Source organism: Psychrilyobacter sp. (genome assembly GCF_037132775.1).
In the GTDB taxonomy this organism is placed as follows: Bacteria; Fusobacteriota; Fusobacteriia; order Fusobacteriales; family Fusobacteriaceae; genus Psychrilyobacter.
Genome location: NZ_JBAHZY010000079.1, coordinates 1 through 16,716 on the forward strand (window position 1 = coordinate 1; position 16,716 = coordinate 16,716).

Annotated in this window: 19 protein-coding genes, 1 pseudogene and 1 riboswitch; of the genes and pseudogenes, 18 read left to right on the top strand and 2 right to left on the bottom strand. The window is 33.5% G+C overall.

All coding sequences use genetic code 11. The annotated features are described in order from the left end of the window. A pseudogene (locus V5784_RS05325) lies at positions 1 to 223 on the top strand (IS30 family transposase); the annotation flags it as partial. Positions 224 to 229: 6 nt separating this feature from the next. Here V5784_RS05325 and V5784_RS05330 read toward each other — a convergent pair. Next, on the bottom strand, positions 230 to 1,087 hold the full coding sequence (locus V5784_RS05330) for a diguanylate cyclase (protein ID WP_336888008.1): 858 nt from the start codon (positions 1,085 to 1,087) through the stop codon (positions 230 to 232). A gap of 11 nt (positions 1,088 to 1,098) precedes the next feature. Next, positions 1,099 to 1,653 (bottom strand): PAS domain S-box protein, encoded by a 555-nt coding sequence (locus V5784_RS05335; RefSeq protein WP_336888009.1) that lies wholly within the window; start codon positions 1,651 to 1,653, stop codon positions 1,099 to 1,101. Between the two features lie 361 nt (positions 1,654 to 2,014). Between V5784_RS05335 and V5784_RS05340 the strand changes: the two genes are divergently transcribed. The 17 genes from V5784_RS05340 to V5784_RS05420 all read left to right on the top strand — a co-directional run bounded on the left by V5784_RS05340 (position 2,015) and on the right by V5784_RS05420 (position 16,560). Next, a complete protein-coding gene (locus V5784_RS05340) occupies positions 2,015 to 2,416 on the top strand; it encodes a PhnA protein (RefSeq protein ID WP_336888010.1) in 402 nt (133 codons plus the stop codon). 12 nt (positions 2,417 to 2,428) lie between these two features. After that, positions 2,429 to 3,271 (top strand): PHP domain-containing protein, encoded by an 843-nt coding sequence (locus V5784_RS05345; RefSeq protein WP_336888011.1) that lies wholly within the window; start codon positions 2,429 to 2,431, stop codon positions 3,269 to 3,271. Between the two features lie 147 nt (positions 3,272 to 3,418). Next, a riboswitch (TPP riboswitch) is annotated at positions 3,419 to 3,518 on the top strand. Between the two features lie 97 nt (positions 3,519 to 3,615). Next, positions 3,616 to 3,813, top strand: a complete 198-nt coding sequence (gene thiS, locus V5784_RS05350; RefSeq protein ID WP_336888012.1) for a sulfur carrier protein ThiS — start codon at positions 3,616 to 3,618, stop codon at positions 3,811 to 3,813. Positions 3,814 to 3,815: 2 nt separating this feature from the next. Next, on the top strand, positions 3,816 to 4,586 hold the full coding sequence (locus V5784_RS05355; RefSeq protein WP_336888013.1) for a thiazole synthase: 771 nt from the start codon (positions 3,816 to 3,818) through the stop codon (positions 4,584 to 4,586). A 29-nt stretch (positions 4,587 to 4,615) separates the two neighbouring features. After that, a complete protein-coding gene (gene thiH / locus V5784_RS05360; RefSeq protein WP_336888014.1) occupies positions 4,616 to 5,722 on the top strand; it encodes a 2-iminoacetate synthase ThiH in 1,107 nt (368 codons plus the stop codon). Continuing rightward, positions 5,719 to 6,264 carry a sulfur carrier protein ThiS adenylyltransferase ThiF gene (gene thiF / locus V5784_RS05365; RefSeq protein ID WP_336888015.1) on the top strand — a complete coding sequence of 182 codons (546 nt, stop codon included), beginning with the start codon at positions 5,719 to 5,721 and terminating at the stop codon, positions 6,262 to 6,264. Before thiH ends, thiF begins: the two co-directional genes overlap by 4 nt. Next, positions 6,251 to 6,883, top strand: coding sequence for a thiamine phosphate synthase (gene thiE, locus V5784_RS05370; protein ID WP_336888016.1), 633 nt, complete (start codon positions 6,251 to 6,253; stop codon positions 6,881 to 6,883). Before thiF ends, thiE begins: the two co-directional genes overlap by 14 nt. Position 6,884: 1 nt before the next feature. After that, positions 6,885 to 8,165: a phosphomethylpyrimidine synthase ThiC gene (thiC, locus tag V5784_RS05375; protein WP_336888017.1), complete on the top strand. Its 1,281-nt coding sequence runs from the start codon at positions 6,885 to 6,887 to the stop codon at positions 8,163 to 8,165. Then, positions 8,165 to 8,536: a hypothetical protein gene (locus V5784_RS05380; protein WP_336888018.1), complete on the top strand. Its 372-nt coding sequence runs from the start codon at positions 8,165 to 8,167 to the stop codon at positions 8,534 to 8,536. The genes thiC and V5784_RS05380 overlap by 1 nt, the downstream gene beginning before the upstream one ends. A gap of 341 nt (positions 8,537 to 8,877) precedes the next feature. Then, entirely contained in the window at positions 8,878 to 9,567 is a 690-nt protein-coding gene (locus V5784_RS05385; RefSeq protein WP_336888019.1) for an amino acid ABC transporter permease, read from the top strand. Next, positions 9,567 to 10,295 (top strand): amino acid ABC transporter ATP-binding protein, encoded by a 729-nt coding sequence (locus V5784_RS05390; protein ID WP_336888020.1) that lies wholly within the window; start codon positions 9,567 to 9,569, stop codon positions 10,293 to 10,295. The genes V5784_RS05385 and V5784_RS05390 overlap by 1 nt, the downstream gene beginning before the upstream one ends. Positions 10,296 to 10,334: 39 nt before the next feature. Further along, positions 10,335 to 11,069 carry a basic amino acid ABC transporter substrate-binding protein gene (locus tag V5784_RS05395; protein WP_336888041.1) on the top strand — a complete coding sequence of 245 codons (735 nt, stop codon included), beginning with the start codon at positions 10,335 to 10,337 and terminating at the stop codon, positions 11,067 to 11,069. Positions 11,070 to 11,217: 148 nt separating this feature from the next. Beyond that, complete coding sequence (locus tag V5784_RS05400) at positions 11,218 to 12,384, top strand: M20 family metallopeptidase (protein ID WP_336888021.1); 1,167 nt, start codon at positions 11,218 to 11,220, stop codon at positions 12,382 to 12,384. Positions 12,385 to 12,400: 16 nt separating this feature from the next. Beyond that, positions 12,401 to 13,165 carry a basic amino acid ABC transporter substrate-binding protein gene (locus V5784_RS05405; RefSeq protein ID WP_336888022.1) on the top strand — a complete coding sequence of 255 codons (765 nt, stop codon included), beginning with the start codon at positions 12,401 to 12,403 and terminating at the stop codon, positions 13,163 to 13,165. Between the two features lie 43 nt (positions 13,166 to 13,208). Further along, the gene (gene argH, locus V5784_RS05410) at positions 13,209 to 14,582 is read left to right on the top strand and encodes an argininosuccinate lyase (protein WP_336888023.1); all 1,374 of its coding nucleotides are present in this window, start codon (positions 13,209 to 13,211) and stop codon (positions 14,580 to 14,582) included. Positions 14,583 to 14,604: 22 nt separating this feature from the next. Next, positions 14,605 to 15,360: a transporter substrate-binding domain-containing protein gene (locus V5784_RS05415; protein WP_336888024.1), complete on the top strand. Its 756-nt coding sequence runs from the start codon at positions 14,605 to 14,607 to the stop codon at positions 15,358 to 15,360. Positions 15,361 to 15,372: 12 nt separating this feature from the next. Then, entirely contained in the window at positions 15,373 to 16,560 is a 1,188-nt protein-coding gene (locus V5784_RS05420) for an argininosuccinate synthase (RefSeq protein ID WP_336888025.1), read from the top strand. Positions 16,561 to 16,716: the final 156 nt, after the last annotated feature.

Here is a 16,716-nt window from a genome sequence, read left to right on the forward strand (position 1 = left end):
TGATGTTTACTTCTGTAATCCTTATTCGCCGTGGGAAAAAGGTAGCAATGAAAATTTTAATGGAGTGTTGAGACAAACATATCCAAAGGGAACAGTTTTTTCAGAAATACCAGATGATGAGTTAGAAAGAACTGTAGAAAAAATTAGAAATAGACCGCGAAAAGTATTAAATTATTTTACTGCAAATGAAGTTTTCCTTGAAAATATGTGGTGGTGTGCTTGACAAGACTCACCGCCCTTCATAAAAAACTTTTTCTAAGATCCATCTTGTTATAGGAATAATAAACCCACTATCTTCCGCTATACTTATAAACTCATCCGGTGAGATAGTCCCAAATTCAGGGCTATTCCAACGAATAAGTGCTTCACAAGAAATAATTTTTTTTGTGACTGTACTTACCTGCGGTTGATACTCTAGATAAAACTCCTCATTATGTAATGCCTGTCTCATTTTATTTTCAAGGTCAAGATTTTTCAAAAATTTAGAATTCATATTTTCTGTATAAAATTTAAAATTATTTTTCCCGGATTTTTTAGCAAAATACATTGCTGTATCCGCATTTTTGAGAAGCTCATCTAAAGATTCACCATTTAAAGGATAAAGGCTTATACCTATACTAGAAGTGATGAAAAGTTCTTTTTCATCAATATTAAAAGCAGATTGAAACACATTTGATATACTTATTATTCGTTTATTTAAATCATCTATTAAATCGAAATCTGGTATAAGAATTACAAATTCATCTCCACCAAATCTTGAGACGATTTCATCTTCAAGTGTTACTTCTTTTAAAGAATTCGCAACTTTTTTTAAAAGCTCATCACCTGAAGAATGTCCTAAAGCATCATTTATATTTTTAAATCTATCTAAATCTAAGAACATAAAAGCTACCTTGGTTTTCTCCAGGTCAGCGTCTATAATTATTTTTTTTGCTCTGCTATTAAATAATTCTCTGTTTGGAAGATCTGTCAATGAATCATAATATGCTAGATGTTGAATTTGTTTTCTTATATGTTCTTGATTTGAAAGATCTGAAAACATACCAACATGATAATCAATGTTATTTCTCTTCTTCTTATTTCGCACTGTTATTATATTCAACCATTCAGGGTGGATTTTACCATTTTTTCTTCTGTCCCATATTTCACTCCGCCACCCCCCCCTTTATATTTAATAGAATTCCACATTTCTTTATAGAAAAATGGGTTATGGTGATTTGAATTTAAAATTTTAGGGTTAGATCCAATTAAATCCCTTTTTTTATACCCGGTAGTTTTTAAAAATGAATCGTTTACAGAAATAATTTTATTATATTTATCTGTAACTATTACACCCTCAGGTATATTTTCTATAATGTGAGTAGACAGTCTTAATTTTTTTTCATCCTCTACAGATTTCTTGATTAAATTTTCTATTTTATTAGTATATGTAATTTTATTATAGATTGATCTACTAAATATTATAGTTATTAAGTTCAAAAAAATAAAAATTGTCCAATCCCACTTTATAAATTCATTTAAGAAAAATAATTTTCCATGTATAAATCTAATCTTCAAATTTTTAATTTCATAAAATATTAAACAGGATAATAAAAATCCAATAAAAAGAGCTAAGTAAGAAGAAATATAACTTTTATTAGTATTTGATTTCATAATAACCTCCATAAACTTTGTCTTTTAGGAACAATAAATTTATGTTTAACGCAACATTTTGATTATTCAACTTTATTTATGTCACCATTTTTTTTAAATATTCACTCTATATTTATATCCATCTTTAATGTTATTTCCTTTAAAAAAGAAAAGAGATATAAGTTATATTTTAACACTTATCATGGGCAAAAAAACTAGTCTAAACCCTGTCAATGAGATAAGCAAATAAAATTTTTATTTAAGAAGTTTATCTCTGTATTCCGATAAATTTCCTATAGTATCCAATTTAATTACTAATTTTTTTATGTTGTTTATGATATAATACTAGATGGGAATAAGAAATTAAAAAGGAGACGGGGTCATGGCTAAATGGACAGGTAGAAGTAAAGGCAGAAAAAATAATGTAACCGAATTTGGGAAAGAAATGGTGAGAAGATCTAAATCAGCCTGTGAATTATGTGGAGAATCAGGTAGAAGTCTCAGTGTATATGAAGTAGGGAAAACAGAAGACGAAGCTGATTTAGAGAGGTGTATTCATGTGTGTGATGAATGTAAAAATACAATAAAAAAATTAAATGAAGCCGGCGAGAATGATCTGAGGTTTTTAAACCATGCAATCTGGAGTGAGGAAAACACAGTGAAAGCAGCAGCAATTCATATGATTTCCGAGATAGAGGAGAGACATTCATGGATGGATGATCTGATAGATGCGGTCTATATAGATGATGAATTAGAGCAGATATGTGAAAGGATGAAACATTAAAGGGGGAAGATCATGATAGATTTACATATGCATTCTACGTTTTCAGACGGGACACTGACTCCTACACAACTGGTAGAACTAGCTAAAAATAATAATATAGAAGTAATGGCTATCACCGATCATGATAATGTCGATGGGCTGAAAGAAGGAAGACTAGAAGCTGAAAAAGTAGGAATAACCTTTGTGAATGGGATAGAAGTTTCAGCAAATTTTTTGAGTAAAGATATCCATATACTGGGATATCTTTTAAATTTAGAGGATGAAGCATTTTTGGGATGGCTGAAAAATTTGCAGGAGAAAAGACACGATAGAACTTTAGAGATGCTAAAAAAATTAAGTAAGTTGGGGATAGAGATAAGCTTAGCTGAAGTAGAAGGTGAAGTCCTTGGAAATGTAATCGGGAGACCTCATATAGCCAAGATGATTATAAAAAAAGGCTTTGCAGCTACCATGAATGAGGTATTTGACAGGTATCTAGGAGATGGGAAACCTGCATACGTCCCCAAGGTAGGAGTGGATATGGTAGAGGTGGTAAAAAAACTAAAAGCTAATGGAGCTGTGGTTATCCTGGCTCATCCTCATCTCATATCCCATTCGGATGATACAGTGGTGAATATAATAGATAAATTGGTAAAAAATGGATTGGATGGATTGGAACTATATTATCCAAATATAGACATAAAAAAACGGAAGAAGCTTCTGAAAAAAGCCAAAAAAAAAGAATTTATTTTAACTGGAGGATCGGATTTTCACGGGTTACATAGAGCAGGGATAGATCTAGGAACAGGAGAAATTTCAATAGAAGTGTTTCAAAAAATGGTAGAAATAAAAGAAAAAATGATCCAAATAAAGTAAAAGGATGCTGATACTATGCATACACAGATAAAATATAGATTTTAAAAAAAGGTTGACAAAAATAGAAAATATATATAGACTTAAATTAAGATAAGAGATAAGAGATAAGAGATAAGAGACAAGAGACAAGAGACAAGAGACAATTGAATAGATAGCTGGGGGAGCCATATGGCTGAGAAGTATAATTACTGACCCTTTGAACCTGAATCTAGTTAGCACTAGCGTAGGAAAGCGGAGATTTTTTTATAAAATTAATAGTAAGTTATATTTTTTTAGAGAATGATTATAACCGTATACCTGTGGGTATGCGGTTTTTTTATTATATAAAGATTATAGGGGGACAGATGGAGATAACTTTAAATGGTGAAGTGAAAAAAATAGAAGCAGGGAATATCTATGATCTGATAAAAAGTTTTGGGTTAGATAGTGATGGTGTGGTGATCCTGCATAACGATGAAATCGTGAAAAAAGAACTTTGGACGACAAGTAATTTGAGTGTAAAAGACAGTGTAGAAGTATTATATTTTGTATCGGGGGGATAGAGATGGATAAATTAATATTAGGCGGAGTGGAATTTGAGAGCAGATTATTGACAGGAACAGGTAAATTTTCTTCGAAAGATGAGATACCAAAGATGCTGAAAGCAAGTGGGTCAGAGATAATAACCATGGCACTTAGAAGGGTAAACTTTAATAATAAGGATGAAAATATATTAAATTATATTCCTAAAAATATTACTCTATTACCCAATACATCAGGAGCCAGAAATGCCGAGGAAGCTGTGAAAATAGCAAGGATAGCAAGAGCAGCAGGATGCGGAAACTTTATTAAAATCGAGGTAATAAACGATATGAAGTATCTTATGCCGGATAATGCAGAAACGATAAAAGCAACTAAGGTATTGGCAGATGAAGGATTTATAGTCCTGCCCTATATGACTCCAGATCTAATAGCAGGGCAAAGGTTAAAAGAAGCTGGAGCAGCAGCAGTAATGCCTTTGGGGTCTCCTATAGGATCAAATCGTGGAATTGAAACCAAGGCAATGATAGAGATAATGATAGAAAATATAGATCTGCCCATCATAGTAGATGCAGGGATAGGGAAACCATCTCAGGCAGCAGCAGCTATGGAAATGGGAGCAGCAGCAGTCCTTGTGAACACTGCAATAGCCTGTTCTCCCAATCCATCAGATATGGGGAAAGCCTTTGCAATGGCAGTAAAAGCAGGTAGGATGGCATATAAAGCTAAGATGGCAGAGGAAAGTAGATATGCCAATGCCTCGTCACCACTGACAGGTTTTTTACATAATAATTAATGTGGTTTAGTAAAAAAATAGGAGGAGAAATGTCGTTTTATAGTGAGATAGAAAGATTTAAAGATTTTGATATGGAAAAATACCTGAAAGAAATTACCCATGAAGAGATAAAAAAATCTATAGGGAAAGAAAAATTAACTAAGTTTGATTTTTTAAATCTATTATCTCCAAAGGCCAAGGATCATCTAGAGGAGATGGCAAAGGTTGCTCAAAGGAGGAGTGTACAGCAGTTTGGGAAGATAATAAGTCTATATATCCCCATGTATATATCAAATTACTGTACTAATGAATGTACCTACTGTGGATTTAATAAAAATAATAAGATAGACAGAAAACACCTTAAACTAAACGAGATAGAGGCTGAAGCAGTGGAAATTTCAAAAACGGGGATAAGACATATCCTCCTTTTAACAGGGGAAGCCGAAGGGCTAGTGGGAGTAGATTATATAGAGGATGCTGTAAAAATATTGAAAAAATATTTTGATTCTGTAGTCATAGAAATATATCCATTGAGCACCGAAGAATATAGAAAATTAGGTGAAATAGGAGTAGATGGGCTGACTATATATCAGGAAGTTTATGATGAAAAAATTTATAAAGATGTCCATCTGGGAGGGAAAAAGTCAGACTATATGTGGAGGCTGGATACTCCAGAAAGGGGAGCTCGTGCAGGACTTCGAAGTATAAATATAGGTACATTATTTGGATTGGGAAATCTGAGAAAGGAAGCTTATTTATCGGGACTTCATGCCAAATATCTTACAGATAAATATTTAAACAGTGAATTTTCCATCTCGCTGCCTAGAATAAATGAGGCAGAGGGAGGTTATAAGAGTAAGTATATCTTAGATGATCCTAGTTTTGTTCAATTTGTCTTGGCCTATAGATTATTTCTGCCTAAGGCGGGGATAAATATTTCCACCAGGGAAGTGGCTGAATTTAGGGATAATCTAATCGGACTTGGAGTGACTAAATTTTCAGCAGGATCTAAAACCAATGTAGGTGCATATAGCGACTTAGAAAAATCAACACCACAATTTGAAATCTCAGATAACAGAAGTGTGAAAGAGACGGAAAAAGCCATAAGAGCCCGAGGTTATCAAGTAGTCCATAAAGATTGGGAGTTGATTGTGTGAAGATAGGTATTTTAGGAGCTGGTGGGATAGGATCAAATGTGGCGGTAAACCTGGTGAGAAGCGGGGTATCCAATCTGAAGATAGCTGACTTTGACAGGATAGAGCTTTCAAACCTCAATAGGCAGTTTTATTTTCATGATCAAATCGGTAGGTCTAAGGTTGAGGCCTTAAAGGAAAATTTAGAGAGGATAGCACCTGATTTAGATCTGGAAATTATAGATGAAAAAATTGAAAAAAAAAATATAAAAGAACTCTTTGGTGACTGTGATATCTTGGTGGAAGCCTTTGATAAAAAGGAATATAAAAAGTTACTGATAGAGGAATTTCATAGTTCTAATAAACTTATTGTCTCAGCTTCTGGCATAGCCCACCATGATTTAGATGATATTTCAACCAAAAAATTTGGAGACAATATATATGTAGTTGGAGATTTTAAAAAAGGAATAGAAGAATATAAAACTTATTCTCCTAAGGTTTTGATAGTAGCTTCTATGATGGCTAATATTGTTATGAATGAGGGTGGATATTATGAAAAAAACTAAAAGAACTCTACCTCATGGGATATATGGGATTACAGGAGAAAAATTTGCTGTTGGAAGATCTAATATAGACTGTGTAAAATCTATGATTGATGGCGGGATAAAAATAATCCAATATAGAGAAAAGGAAAAATCCATAAGGGAAAAGGTAGAAGAAATTATTGAGATAAGAAGTTTGTGTCGTGCAAATGATGTTACTTTTATAGTCAATGACCATGTAGATATAGCTATTTTAGTGGATGCAGACGGGGTTCATGTGGGGCAGGATGATATGGATATATCCCATGTGAGAAAGTTAATTGGAGAAGATAAGATAATTGGTAAATCTACTCATTGTTTGGAACATGCCAAGAAAGCTGTATTAGATGGAGCTGACTACATTGGAGTAGGACCTATATTCAAGACTACTACAAAGGAAAAAGATCCCGTAGGGCTGGGATATTTAGAGGAGGTGGTAAAGAATATAAACTTACCATTTGTAGCCATTGGTGGGATAAAAGAAAGCAATATTGAAGAGGTAAAAAAATTAGGAGCAACTAGCATATGTCTGGTAAGTGAGATAGTAGGGGCAGAAAATATTGTGAAAAAAATTAAAAGATTAAAAAATATTATAGGGGGATAGGATGAATAATTATACAACACAGATGAATGCAGCTAAAAAGGGAATAATAACAAAGGAGATGAGAGATGTACTGGCATCTGAAGCTATAGATGAAAAAACATTGCTTCAAAAGATGAGTGAGGGAAAGATTGTAATACCTGCCAATAAAAATCATAAATCTCTCAGGGGAATAGCCGTTGGAGAAGGGATGAGGACTAAAGTAAATGTAAACTTAGGAGTATCAGAAGATTCATATGATTTAGATTTAGAGTTTGAAAAGGTAATAAAAGCATTGGAATATAAAGCCGACGCTATCATGGATTTAAGTATTTTTGGAGCTACTAATGAATTTAGAACTAAGTTAATAGAGTATTCTGATGTAATGTTGGGAACTGTACCGATGTATGATGCAGTAGCAAAATATGGTAAAAACATAAAGGATATGACGGTAGACGATTTATTTGATGTAGTGGAAGAGCATGCAAAAAATGGAATAGATTTTCTGACTATCCATGCTGGATTAAATCAAGTATGTGTAGAGAGGGTAGATAACAATCCTAGACTGACTAAGATTGTAAGTCGTGGAGGAGCGATCTTATATGAGTGGATGAAATTAAATAATAAAGAAAATCCATTTTATGAGCATTACGACAGGCTGCTGGATATCTGTGTAGAGCATGATGTAACTCTTAGTTTAGGAGATGGACTCAGACCAGGAAGTATAAAGGATTCAACAGATGCTCCCCAAATTCAAGAGTTATTATTTTTGGGAGAATTGACAAAAAAAGCATGGGCAAGGGATGTACAGGTAATGATAGAGGGACCTGGTCATGTACCACTACATGAGATAGCTTCTAATATGCAATTGGAGAAAAAATTATGTCATGGAGCACCATTTTATGTATTGGGACCGCTTGTTACAGATATCGCCCCGGGATACGATCATATAACTGCAGCTATTGGTGGAGCTATAGCTGCAGCAAGTGGAGCAGATTTTCTTTGTTATGTAACCCCAGCAGAACATCTGAAATTACCAGATTTAGATGATATGAAAGAGGGAATAATAGCTTGTAGAATAGCAGCTCATGCAGGGGATATAGCCAAACAAATACCAGGAGCCATGGAGTGGGATAATGCTATGAGTAAGGCTCGTGGGGAATTAAACTGGGATAAGATGTTAGATCTATGTATCGATCCTATAAAAGCAAAGGCATATAGAAAATCATCTCAACCTAGAGATGGAGAAACTTGTACCATGTGTGGAGACCTTTGCCCAATTAAAAGAACTAAAGATCTTGCATAATGAAAGTCTTGGATGAAGATAATTTTAAAAGAGATGACTTTAAAATAAAATTTATTGGGAAAATAGATAATTTTTTTATTTTAAATTCCATGTTGGAGGACCTAAAGATTAGTTCAAAGGATGAAAGAGAACTTATTTTAAATGTTTTTTTTAGAAGGTCTAAAAAATTATTGGACAGGTTGGTGGACATAATAGATCTTTTAAAGGGAAATTTTTCCTTTGAGATCTATTCTTCCAACTATAGATTTAAATTTGTAGATTTTTATGGAAAGGCTCTATTGGACTCTGAAGACTGGGGTAAAAAAGGTAAATTCATAATAGATGATGGCTATAGAATCCAAGAAATAGCTAGGTTTGAAAAGGTGTTATAAAAAAAAAATTTTTAAAAAAAAGTTGACCAGATGAAATAAGTTGTGATAGAATATCTTTAAATAAAGTAAAGAATAAATTAAAAAAAGAGGAGGACCAGTCATGTTAATGAACAGTAGGATAAGGAGAAGAAAATCACACCCAACTAAATTTATAAACAGGCTGATCTTCGGATAGACTTTTTTGCAAAGATTAGAGATAGTATAACTATATCTCTATGAGTATAATTAGTATTTAAATTACAGCCGTCAATTAATATGACGGCTTTTTTTATCCCAAGGTCTGTAGTATAACTACATATTTTGGGATTTTTTTATTAAACAGTAAAATTAGGAGGAGCAAAATGGCATACTTAGAAACACTGAAGGGGATATTTATAGAGGGAGATAGATATATGTATATCCTGAAAGGTTTATTATTTTCCATCAACGTAACAATCTTAGCAGCGATAATTGGAATAGTATTAGGAGTAGTGTTAGCACTCTGTAGACTGAGTCAATTTTATCCATTTAAAAATAAATTTAATCCATTGTCTCAAGGGGCACTGATCTATATTGATTTAATTCGTGGAACACCGGCTGTGGTTCAATTAATGGTTTTAGCTAATGTAATCTTTGTGGGATCACTCCGAGATGTACCAATATTAGTAGTAGCAGGATTAGCTTTTGGATTAAATAGTGCAGCATATGTAGCAGAAATAATAAGAGCAGGAATAGAAGGGCTGGATAAGGGTCAGAGTGAAGCAGCAAGAGCTCTTGGAATGAATTATTTTGTTACAATGAAGGAGGTAATAGTACCTCAGGCAGTGAGAAAAATTTTACCGACTCTAGTAAGTGAGTTCATCACACTTTTAAAGGAAACTTCTATAGTAGGATTTATTGGAGGAGTAGATTTACTTAGATCAGCGAATATAATTACCAGTCAAACCTATAGAGGTATAGAACCGCTCCTGGCAGTGGGAATGATCTATCTGATATTAACTGGTTTATTTACTAAATTTATGAGAAAGATAGAGGAGAAGGTGAAAAATTAATGATTAAAATAAAAAATTTACATAAAAATTTTGGAAGTTTAGAGGTATTGAAGGGAATAACAAAGGAGATAAATAAGGGTGAGGTAGTCGCAGTAATAGGGCCTTCTGGATCGGGGAAATCTACTTTCTTAAGATGTATTAATATGCTAGAAGAGATAACTTCGGGAAATGTAGTTATAGAGGGAAAAGATATAACTGATCCCAAAGTTGACATAAACAAGGTCAGAGAAAATGTAGGGATGGTATTTCAGCACTTCAATCTATTTCCTCACAAAACGGTACTGGAAAATTTAATGCTGGCACCTATTAAGGTCAAAAAAATAAAAAAGGAAGAGGTAATAGAAAAGGCAAAAAAATTATTGAAAAGAGTAGGTTTGGAAGATAAAGAAAACTCTTATCCAGATTCATTATCGGGAGGGCAGAAACAAAGGATTGCCATAGCAAGAGCCTTAGCTATGGAACCGGACATACTTTTGTTCGATGAACCGACTTCAGCTCTGGATCCCGAAATGGTAAGGGAGGTACTGGATGTAATCAGAGATCTGGCGAAATCTGGAATGACCATGATAGTTGTAACCCATGAGATGGGATTTGCCAAAAGTGTAGCTAACAGAGTATTCTTCATGGACTATGGTGTTATATTAGAAGATGCTGCTCCCAAAGAGTTCTTTGAAGCCCCTACACATGAGAGAACCAAAGAATTTTTAGATAAGGTATTAAATCATTAAAAAATAAACTTAATTATAAAATGGAGGAAGAAAATGAAAATAAATAAAATGATGAAGATGATGGTAGTGGCAATAATAGGAATATTTATGGTAGCTTGTGGAAATAACAGCAAAGAAAAGATAGAAAAGATCTACGTGGGAACCAATGCTGAGTTCGCTCCCTTTGAATATTTAGAAAATGGAAAAACTGTGGGATTTGATATGGATCTGATGGCAGAAATATCAAAGGAGATAGGGATAGAGGTAGAGATTAAAGATATGGCTTTTGACGGTTTATTACCAGCATTGCAGGCTAAAAAAGTGGATATGATAATAGCAGGGATGACGGCTACTGAGGAAAGAAAGAAAGCTGTAAACTTCAGTGAAACATATTATAAAGCGAATCAAGTGATTATAATTGCTGAAGGTGCAGAAGATATCTCAAATTTTGAGGAATTAAAAGGGAAGAAAGTAGGAGTAATATTAGGATTTACAGGAGATGTGGTTGTCAGTGAGATAGATGGGGTAGAAGTAAAAAAATATAATGCAGGATATGTAGCTATCATGGATTTAAAGGAAGGAAAGATAGATGCGGTGGTATTGGATGGGGAACCAGCTAAGAATTTTGTAAAAAATAACGAGGGTATAAAAATTACTTCTGCAGAGGGAGAGAAAGAAGAATATGCAATGGCAGTGTCTAAGGATAATGCAGAATTATTGGAAAAAATAAATACTGCTTTAACAACATTAAAAGAAAACGGTACATACGATAAATTATTAAAAAAATGGTTTTAAAAAAAATTAAAATGAGGAATTGCAATGAAAATAAATAGGATTAATAAAAATTAAATAGGAAATAAGTCATGCTAATCTAACAGGGATTCTGTTGAAAACAGCAGGGTCTCTTTTTTATACCAAAAAATAAGAAAAAACGGAGGAAATTATGATAACGAAGGCAGAAATTTTTTATTCGGATCATACAGATGAATTAATAAAATTAAATTATTATATCTATAAAAATCCAGAATTAGGGAATCAGGAAATAAAAGCAAGCGATGCCCATACTAGTCTTTTAGAAAAAAATGGGTTTCAGATAGAAAAAGAATTTGTAGGGATAAAGACGGCATTTAAAGCCACTTATACTTCTAAAAAAGATGGTCCTAAGATAGCTTTTCTAGCAGAATATGATGCACTCCCTAAGATAGGACATGGTTGTGGGCACAATATATTGGGAACAGCCAGTACAGGAGCAGGACTTATATTAAAAGAATTGATAGATGAATTAGGGGGGGAAGTAATAGTTCTTGGGACACCGGCAGAGGAAACTGACGGAGCCAAGGTAGATATGGCAAAAGCAGGGGTCTTTGAAGATATAGATATAGTTATGTCGGCGCACCCTACAGGAAAATTTCATGTGGAGAGTGGAAGTTCTCAAGCTATGGAAGCTATAAGGTTTAAATATTTTGGTAAGACGGCTCATGCGGCGGGTTCTCCTCATTTGGGAATAAATGCTTTGGATGGAGTTATAACTCTTTTTAATGGGATAAATGCCATGAGGCAACAAATTTGTGAAACCGACAGGATTCATGGAATAATTAAAAATGGAGGAGAAGCTGCCAATATAATTCCAGATTTTTGTTCGGCAGATTTTTATGTGAGGAGTAGGAGCGATAAAGAATTAAAAATATTGTCAGAGAGGGTAAAGAAATGTGCTGAAGGAGCAGCCCTTGCTACAGGAACTAGGCTGAAAATGGAAAATTATGAGTACAGTTTTAAAGATCTTATAACCAATAAAAAATTATCCGAAACTTATATAAAAAATTTAAAGCTTTTAGGTGTGAAAGAGATTAAAAACGGAGGGAAAGTAGGTTCTACAGATATAGGGGATATCAGTTACTGTTGCCCGGTCATTCATCCTTATTTTCCTATAAGTGAAAGGGAATTAATAGGTCACAGTGTAGAATTTGCACAGGCTAGTATAACTGAAAAAGCTCATGAAGGGATGAAAGAAGCTATCTTATCTATGGTGATGACTGCAGTGGAAATAATAGTAGATGAAGAATTATTAAAAGAAATTAAAGAAGAATTTCTTTTAACTCATAAAAAATAAAGGGAGATGAAAAATTATGAAAAAATTAATAAATTTAGTTGGGATTTTAATGATGGTTGTATTGGTTGGATGTGGACAAAAAATAGAGGTAGAAAATACAACTAACAAGATAAAAAAATTATATATAGGAACCAATGCAGAATATAAGCCATATGAATACCTTGAAAATGGAAAGATGATAGGATTTGACATTGAGTTTATGGAAGCCTTGGCTGAAAATTTAGGGTATGAAATAGAATGGAAAAACTTAAGTTTTGACGGATTATTACCGGCACTTCAGACACAGAAGATAGATATGGTAATAGCCGGTATGTCACCTACAGAAGAGAGAAAAAAAGCTGTAGATTTTACTGATATCTATCATAGTGGTTGGCAAACAGTCTTAGTAAACAAAAAAAATAAGGAGATTCAATCAGCGGAAGATTTAAAGGGTAAAATTATAGGAGTACCACTGGGAAGTTTTCAGGAAGGTATCGCTTCTAAAATAAAGGGTACAGAGGTAAAATTTTATAATTCTTTTACGGGAGCAGTCTTAGAGCTTAATACACAAAAGATAGATGCTGTTATAGTAGGCGAGATTACGGCAGATTATTATTTGGAAAACAATAAAAACTTAAAGAAAATAAGTCTACCGAAAGAGCAGCAAAAAGGAACAAATGGAATAGCCATAGCCCTTGAAAAAGGCCAGACGGAACTACTTAAAAATCTCAATGAAGGGATAGAAGCATTAAAATCTAATGGGAAATATCAAGAACTATTAAATAAATATTTTGGTGGATAATCCATAAATAAAAAGATGAAATCAATATATTCAGGGAGGAATAATGAAACTTTGGGGTGGACGATTTAATAAGGAAGCAGCAAAAATATTGGAGGAATTCAATGGGTCTATAAATTTTGATAAGAGGATGTATGAAGAAGACATAAAGGGAAGTATAGCCCATTCAAAGATGCTTGCGAAACAAAATATCATAGGGAAAGAGGAACAACTAAAGATACAGGGTGGACTTTTACAGATATTAGATGAGATAAAATATGGGGAATTTATCTTTGATATAAAGGACGAGGATATCCATATGTCCATTGAGAAAAGGTTGATAAGATTAGTCGGAGATGTAGGGGGGAAGCTCCATACAGCTAGAAGCAGGAATGATCAAGTAGCTCTGGACATCCGAATGTATATAAAAAAAGAAACCGTAACTATAAAAGGAATTTTGATAGAATTATTAGATAGTTTAGTTGAGATAGCAGAGAAAAATAAAGAAATAATCATGCCGGGGTATACCCACATGCAAAGAGCACAGCCTATTTTATTTTCCCACCATATTTTAGCTTATTATGAGATGTTTAAAAGGGATTTGGATAGATTGGAAGACTCATATAAAAGACTCAATGTAATGCCACTAGGAGCTGGAGCATTAGCTGGAACAACCTATAATATTGACAGACATTTTGTAGCTGCTGAACTTGGATTTCCTAAGATCACTAGAAACAGTTTGGATACTGTCAGTGATAGAGACTTTATAATTGAACTTAATTTTATAATTTCTATGGTATCTATGCATATGTCTAGACTGGCTGAGGAGATAATAATATGGTCTACAAGTGAATTTTCTTTTATAAGTTTGGATGATGCGTATTCCACAGGATCTTCAATTATGCCCCAGAAAAAAAATCCAGATATAGCAGAACTTATCCGTGGGAAAACAGGTAGAATCTTCGGGAATTTAATGGGAATATTGACTGTTATGAAGGGGCTGCCATTGGCCTACAATAAGGATACTCAGGAGGATAAGGAGGGAATTTTTGACTCCATAGATACCATAAAGATATCGCTGGTTATCTTTAAAGAGATGCTCGTTACTATGAAGATAAATGAAAAAAATATGATGAAAGGAATTGAAAATGGGTTTATAAATGCTACCGATGTGGCAGATTATTTGGCAAAAAAAGGACTGCCATTTAGAGAAGCCCATAGAATAGTCGGAGAACTGGTCGTTTACTGTGAGATGAATAAAAAAAGATTATCAGAATTGAAATTAGAGGAATTTAAAGAATTCAACGATCTATTTGAAGATGATATAAATAAAAAAATAAGTATAGAGGAGTGTGTCAACGAAAGAAAAAGTTACGGTGGAACAAGTATAGAATCGGTGGAAAGACAGATAGTGGATGCCAAGGAATTTTTAAAGGAATAAAAAATAAACAGGAGGTTTAAAGATGAAAAAGATGATGAAATTAATGATGGTAATGGTATCTCTACTGATAGTAGGGTGTGGGTCGGAAAAAGTATCGGGAACAGAAGGAGAAAAAGTTTATATAGTGGGAACTGCACCTAACTTTGTTCCATTTGAATATATGGAAGGGGATAAGATAGTAGGGTTTGATATGGACTTATTAGCTGAAATTGAAAAGGAAAGTGGATTAAAATTTAAGGTGGTTGGAATGGATTTTAGTGGACTTTTACCAGCATTACAAACTAAGAAAATAGACTTGATTGTAGCTGGAATGTCAGTTACTGAAGCTCGTAAGAAAAATGTAAACTTTTCATTACCTTACTTTGATGTAAGTCAAGTAATTATGGCAGGAGAAGGGTCTAAAAATATAGGACAAGAATCAGACATAGAGGGTAAGAAGATAGGTGTAGTAATGGGAACTACAAGTGATACAATAGCCGATGATTTTGCTAAGAAATTAGATGGGGTAGAAGTACAAAAATATAATAAATTACATGAAGCTGTATTATCACTTCAGGCTGAAAAAATAGATATGATTATCTTAGATTACCAGCAAGCTAGTAAAACTATAGAAAAAAATAATGGATTAAAATTAGCTACCCATGTATTAGAATCTGAAAACTATGCGATAGCTATGGGAAAAAAGGATACAGAATTATTGAAGACAATAGATGAGGCGTTGAAAAAGATTGTTAATGGAGAAAGATATAATGAATTAATTAAAACATATATTAAATAAGGGGGAAAAAAGATGGAAAAAGTAGTATTAGCATATTCAGGTGGATTGGATACATCGATAATAGTACCTTGGTTAAAAAATAATTATGAATTAGAGGTTATCGCAGTTTGTGTAAATGTAGGACAAGATGACGAGATGGAAGTAGTAAAGAAGAAGGCTATTGAATCTGGAGCATCTAAAATTTATATAGAAAATGTAGCCGAGGAGTTTGTAAAAGATTATGCCTTCAAAGGGCTTAAAGCTGGAGTGATGTATGAGGATAAATATTTATTGGGAACAGCTTTAGCTAGACCACTTATGGCTAAAATATTGGTAGATATAGCTAAAAAAGAAGGAGCTACATATATTTGTCATGGTTGTACAGGAAAAGGAAATGACCAAGTAAGATTTGAAACTGGAATAGCTTCATTAGCTCCTACGATGAAAATAATCGCTCCTTGGAGAGAATGGGATATAAAATCTAGAGAAGATGCTATAGATTATGCTGAGGCTAATGGGATAGAGCTTACGGTAACTAAGGAAAAAATCTATTCGAGAGACCAAAACCTTTGGCATATAAGTCATGAGGGGGGAGATATAGAGTTCTTGGAAAATGAACATAGTGATGACCTATATATGATGGTGAAATCATTGGAAAACGCTAAAGATGAAGCGGAATATGTGGAGATAGGATTTAAATCAGGAACACCTATAAGTGTAGATGGAGAAGCGTTATCTCCTGCTAATCTTTTGGTGAAACTCAATAAAATAGCGGGAGAACATGGAATAGGAGTAGTAGATATCGTAGAGAATAGATTGGTAGGAATGAAATCTAGAGGTATCTATGAAACTCCTGGAGGAACACTTCTACACTTTGCTATAAAAGAGTTGGAAAGTATTTGTTTGGATAAGGAGACACAGGCTTTCAAGAAGAATTTAGGGCAAAAATATGGAGAAATCGTATACAATGGGCTTTGGTATAGTTCATTAAAAGATGGTATGGACGCGTTCATAAATGAAGTGTGTAAGGTAGTGACAGGAACGATAAAACTTAAGTTATACAAAGGGAATATAAAAGTTGCAGCAAGAATATCTCCTAATGCTCTCTATGATGAAGGAATTTCATCTTTCGGAGCCAGCGATCTATATGATCATCATGATGCAGAAGGATTTATCAAGATTTTTTCTTTACCCACTAAGATTAGATCCATGAAAGGATAAAGATAAAAAAACGGAAGAGATTTAGATCTCTTCCGGGCGTTTCCCAAATTTAGTGTAAATTAAAATATTCCCTTCCTAACTATTAGAGGTATAATCTAGTAATTAGGGAGGGATTTTTTATGAGTAAAAAGGTGAAAAACATTAATCCGTTGGTTA

Excerpts from the sequence above, each read along its gene's own strand:
- thiC (WP_336888017.1), top strand. The coding sequence starts at position 6,885 with ATGAATAATTATACAACACAGATGAATGCAGCTAAAAAGGGAATAATA.
- V5784_RS05415 (WP_336888024.1), top strand. The coding sequence starts at position 14,605 with ATGAAAAAGATGATGAAATTAATGATGGTAATGGTATCTCTACTGATA.
- V5784_RS05380 (WP_336888018.1), top strand. The coding sequence starts at position 8,165 with ATGAAAGTCTTGGATGAAGATAATTTTAAAAGAGATGACTTTAAAATA.
- thiH (WP_336888014.1), top strand. The coding sequence starts at position 4,616 with ATGTCGTTTTATAGTGAGATAGAAAGATTTAAAGATTTTGATATGGAA.
- V5784_RS05390 (WP_336888020.1), top strand. The coding sequence starts at position 9,567 with ATGATTAAAATAAAAAATTTACATAAAAATTTTGGAAGTTTAGAGGTA.
- V5784_RS05340 (WP_336888010.1), top strand. The coding sequence starts at position 2,015 with ATGGCTAAATGGACAGGTAGAAGTAAAGGCAGAAAAAATAATGTAACC.
- V5784_RS05355 (WP_336888013.1), top strand. The coding sequence starts at position 3,816 with ATGGATAAATTAATATTAGGCGGAGTGGAATTTGAGAGCAGATTATTG.
- thiE (WP_336888016.1), top strand. The coding sequence starts at position 6,251 with ATGAAAAAAACTAAAAGAACTCTACCTCATGGGATATATGGGATTACA.
- V5784_RS05345 (WP_336888011.1), top strand. The coding sequence starts at position 2,429 with ATGATAGATTTACATATGCATTCTACGTTTTCAGACGGGACACTGACT.
- V5784_RS05385 (WP_336888019.1), top strand. The coding sequence starts at position 8,878 with ATGGCATACTTAGAAACACTGAAGGGGATATTTATAGAGGGAGATAGA.
- thiS (WP_336888012.1), top strand. The coding sequence starts at position 3,616 with ATGGAGATAACTTTAAATGGTGAAGTGAAAAAAATAGAAGCAGGGAAT.
- V5784_RS05335 (WP_336888009.1), bottom strand. The coding sequence starts at position 1,653 with ATGAAATCAAATACTAATAAAAGTTATATTTCTTCTTACTTAGCTCTT.
- V5784_RS05400 (WP_336888021.1), top strand. The coding sequence starts at position 11,218 with ATGATAACGAAGGCAGAAATTTTTTATTCGGATCATACAGATGAATTA.
- V5784_RS05405 (WP_336888022.1), top strand. The coding sequence starts at position 12,401 with ATGAAAAAATTAATAAATTTAGTTGGGATTTTAATGATGGTTGTATTG.
- V5784_RS05420 (WP_336888025.1), top strand. The coding sequence starts at position 15,373 with ATGGAAAAAGTAGTATTAGCATATTCAGGTGGATTGGATACATCGATA.
- argH (WP_336888023.1), top strand. The coding sequence starts at position 13,209 with ATGAAACTTTGGGGTGGACGATTTAATAAGGAAGCAGCAAAAATATTG.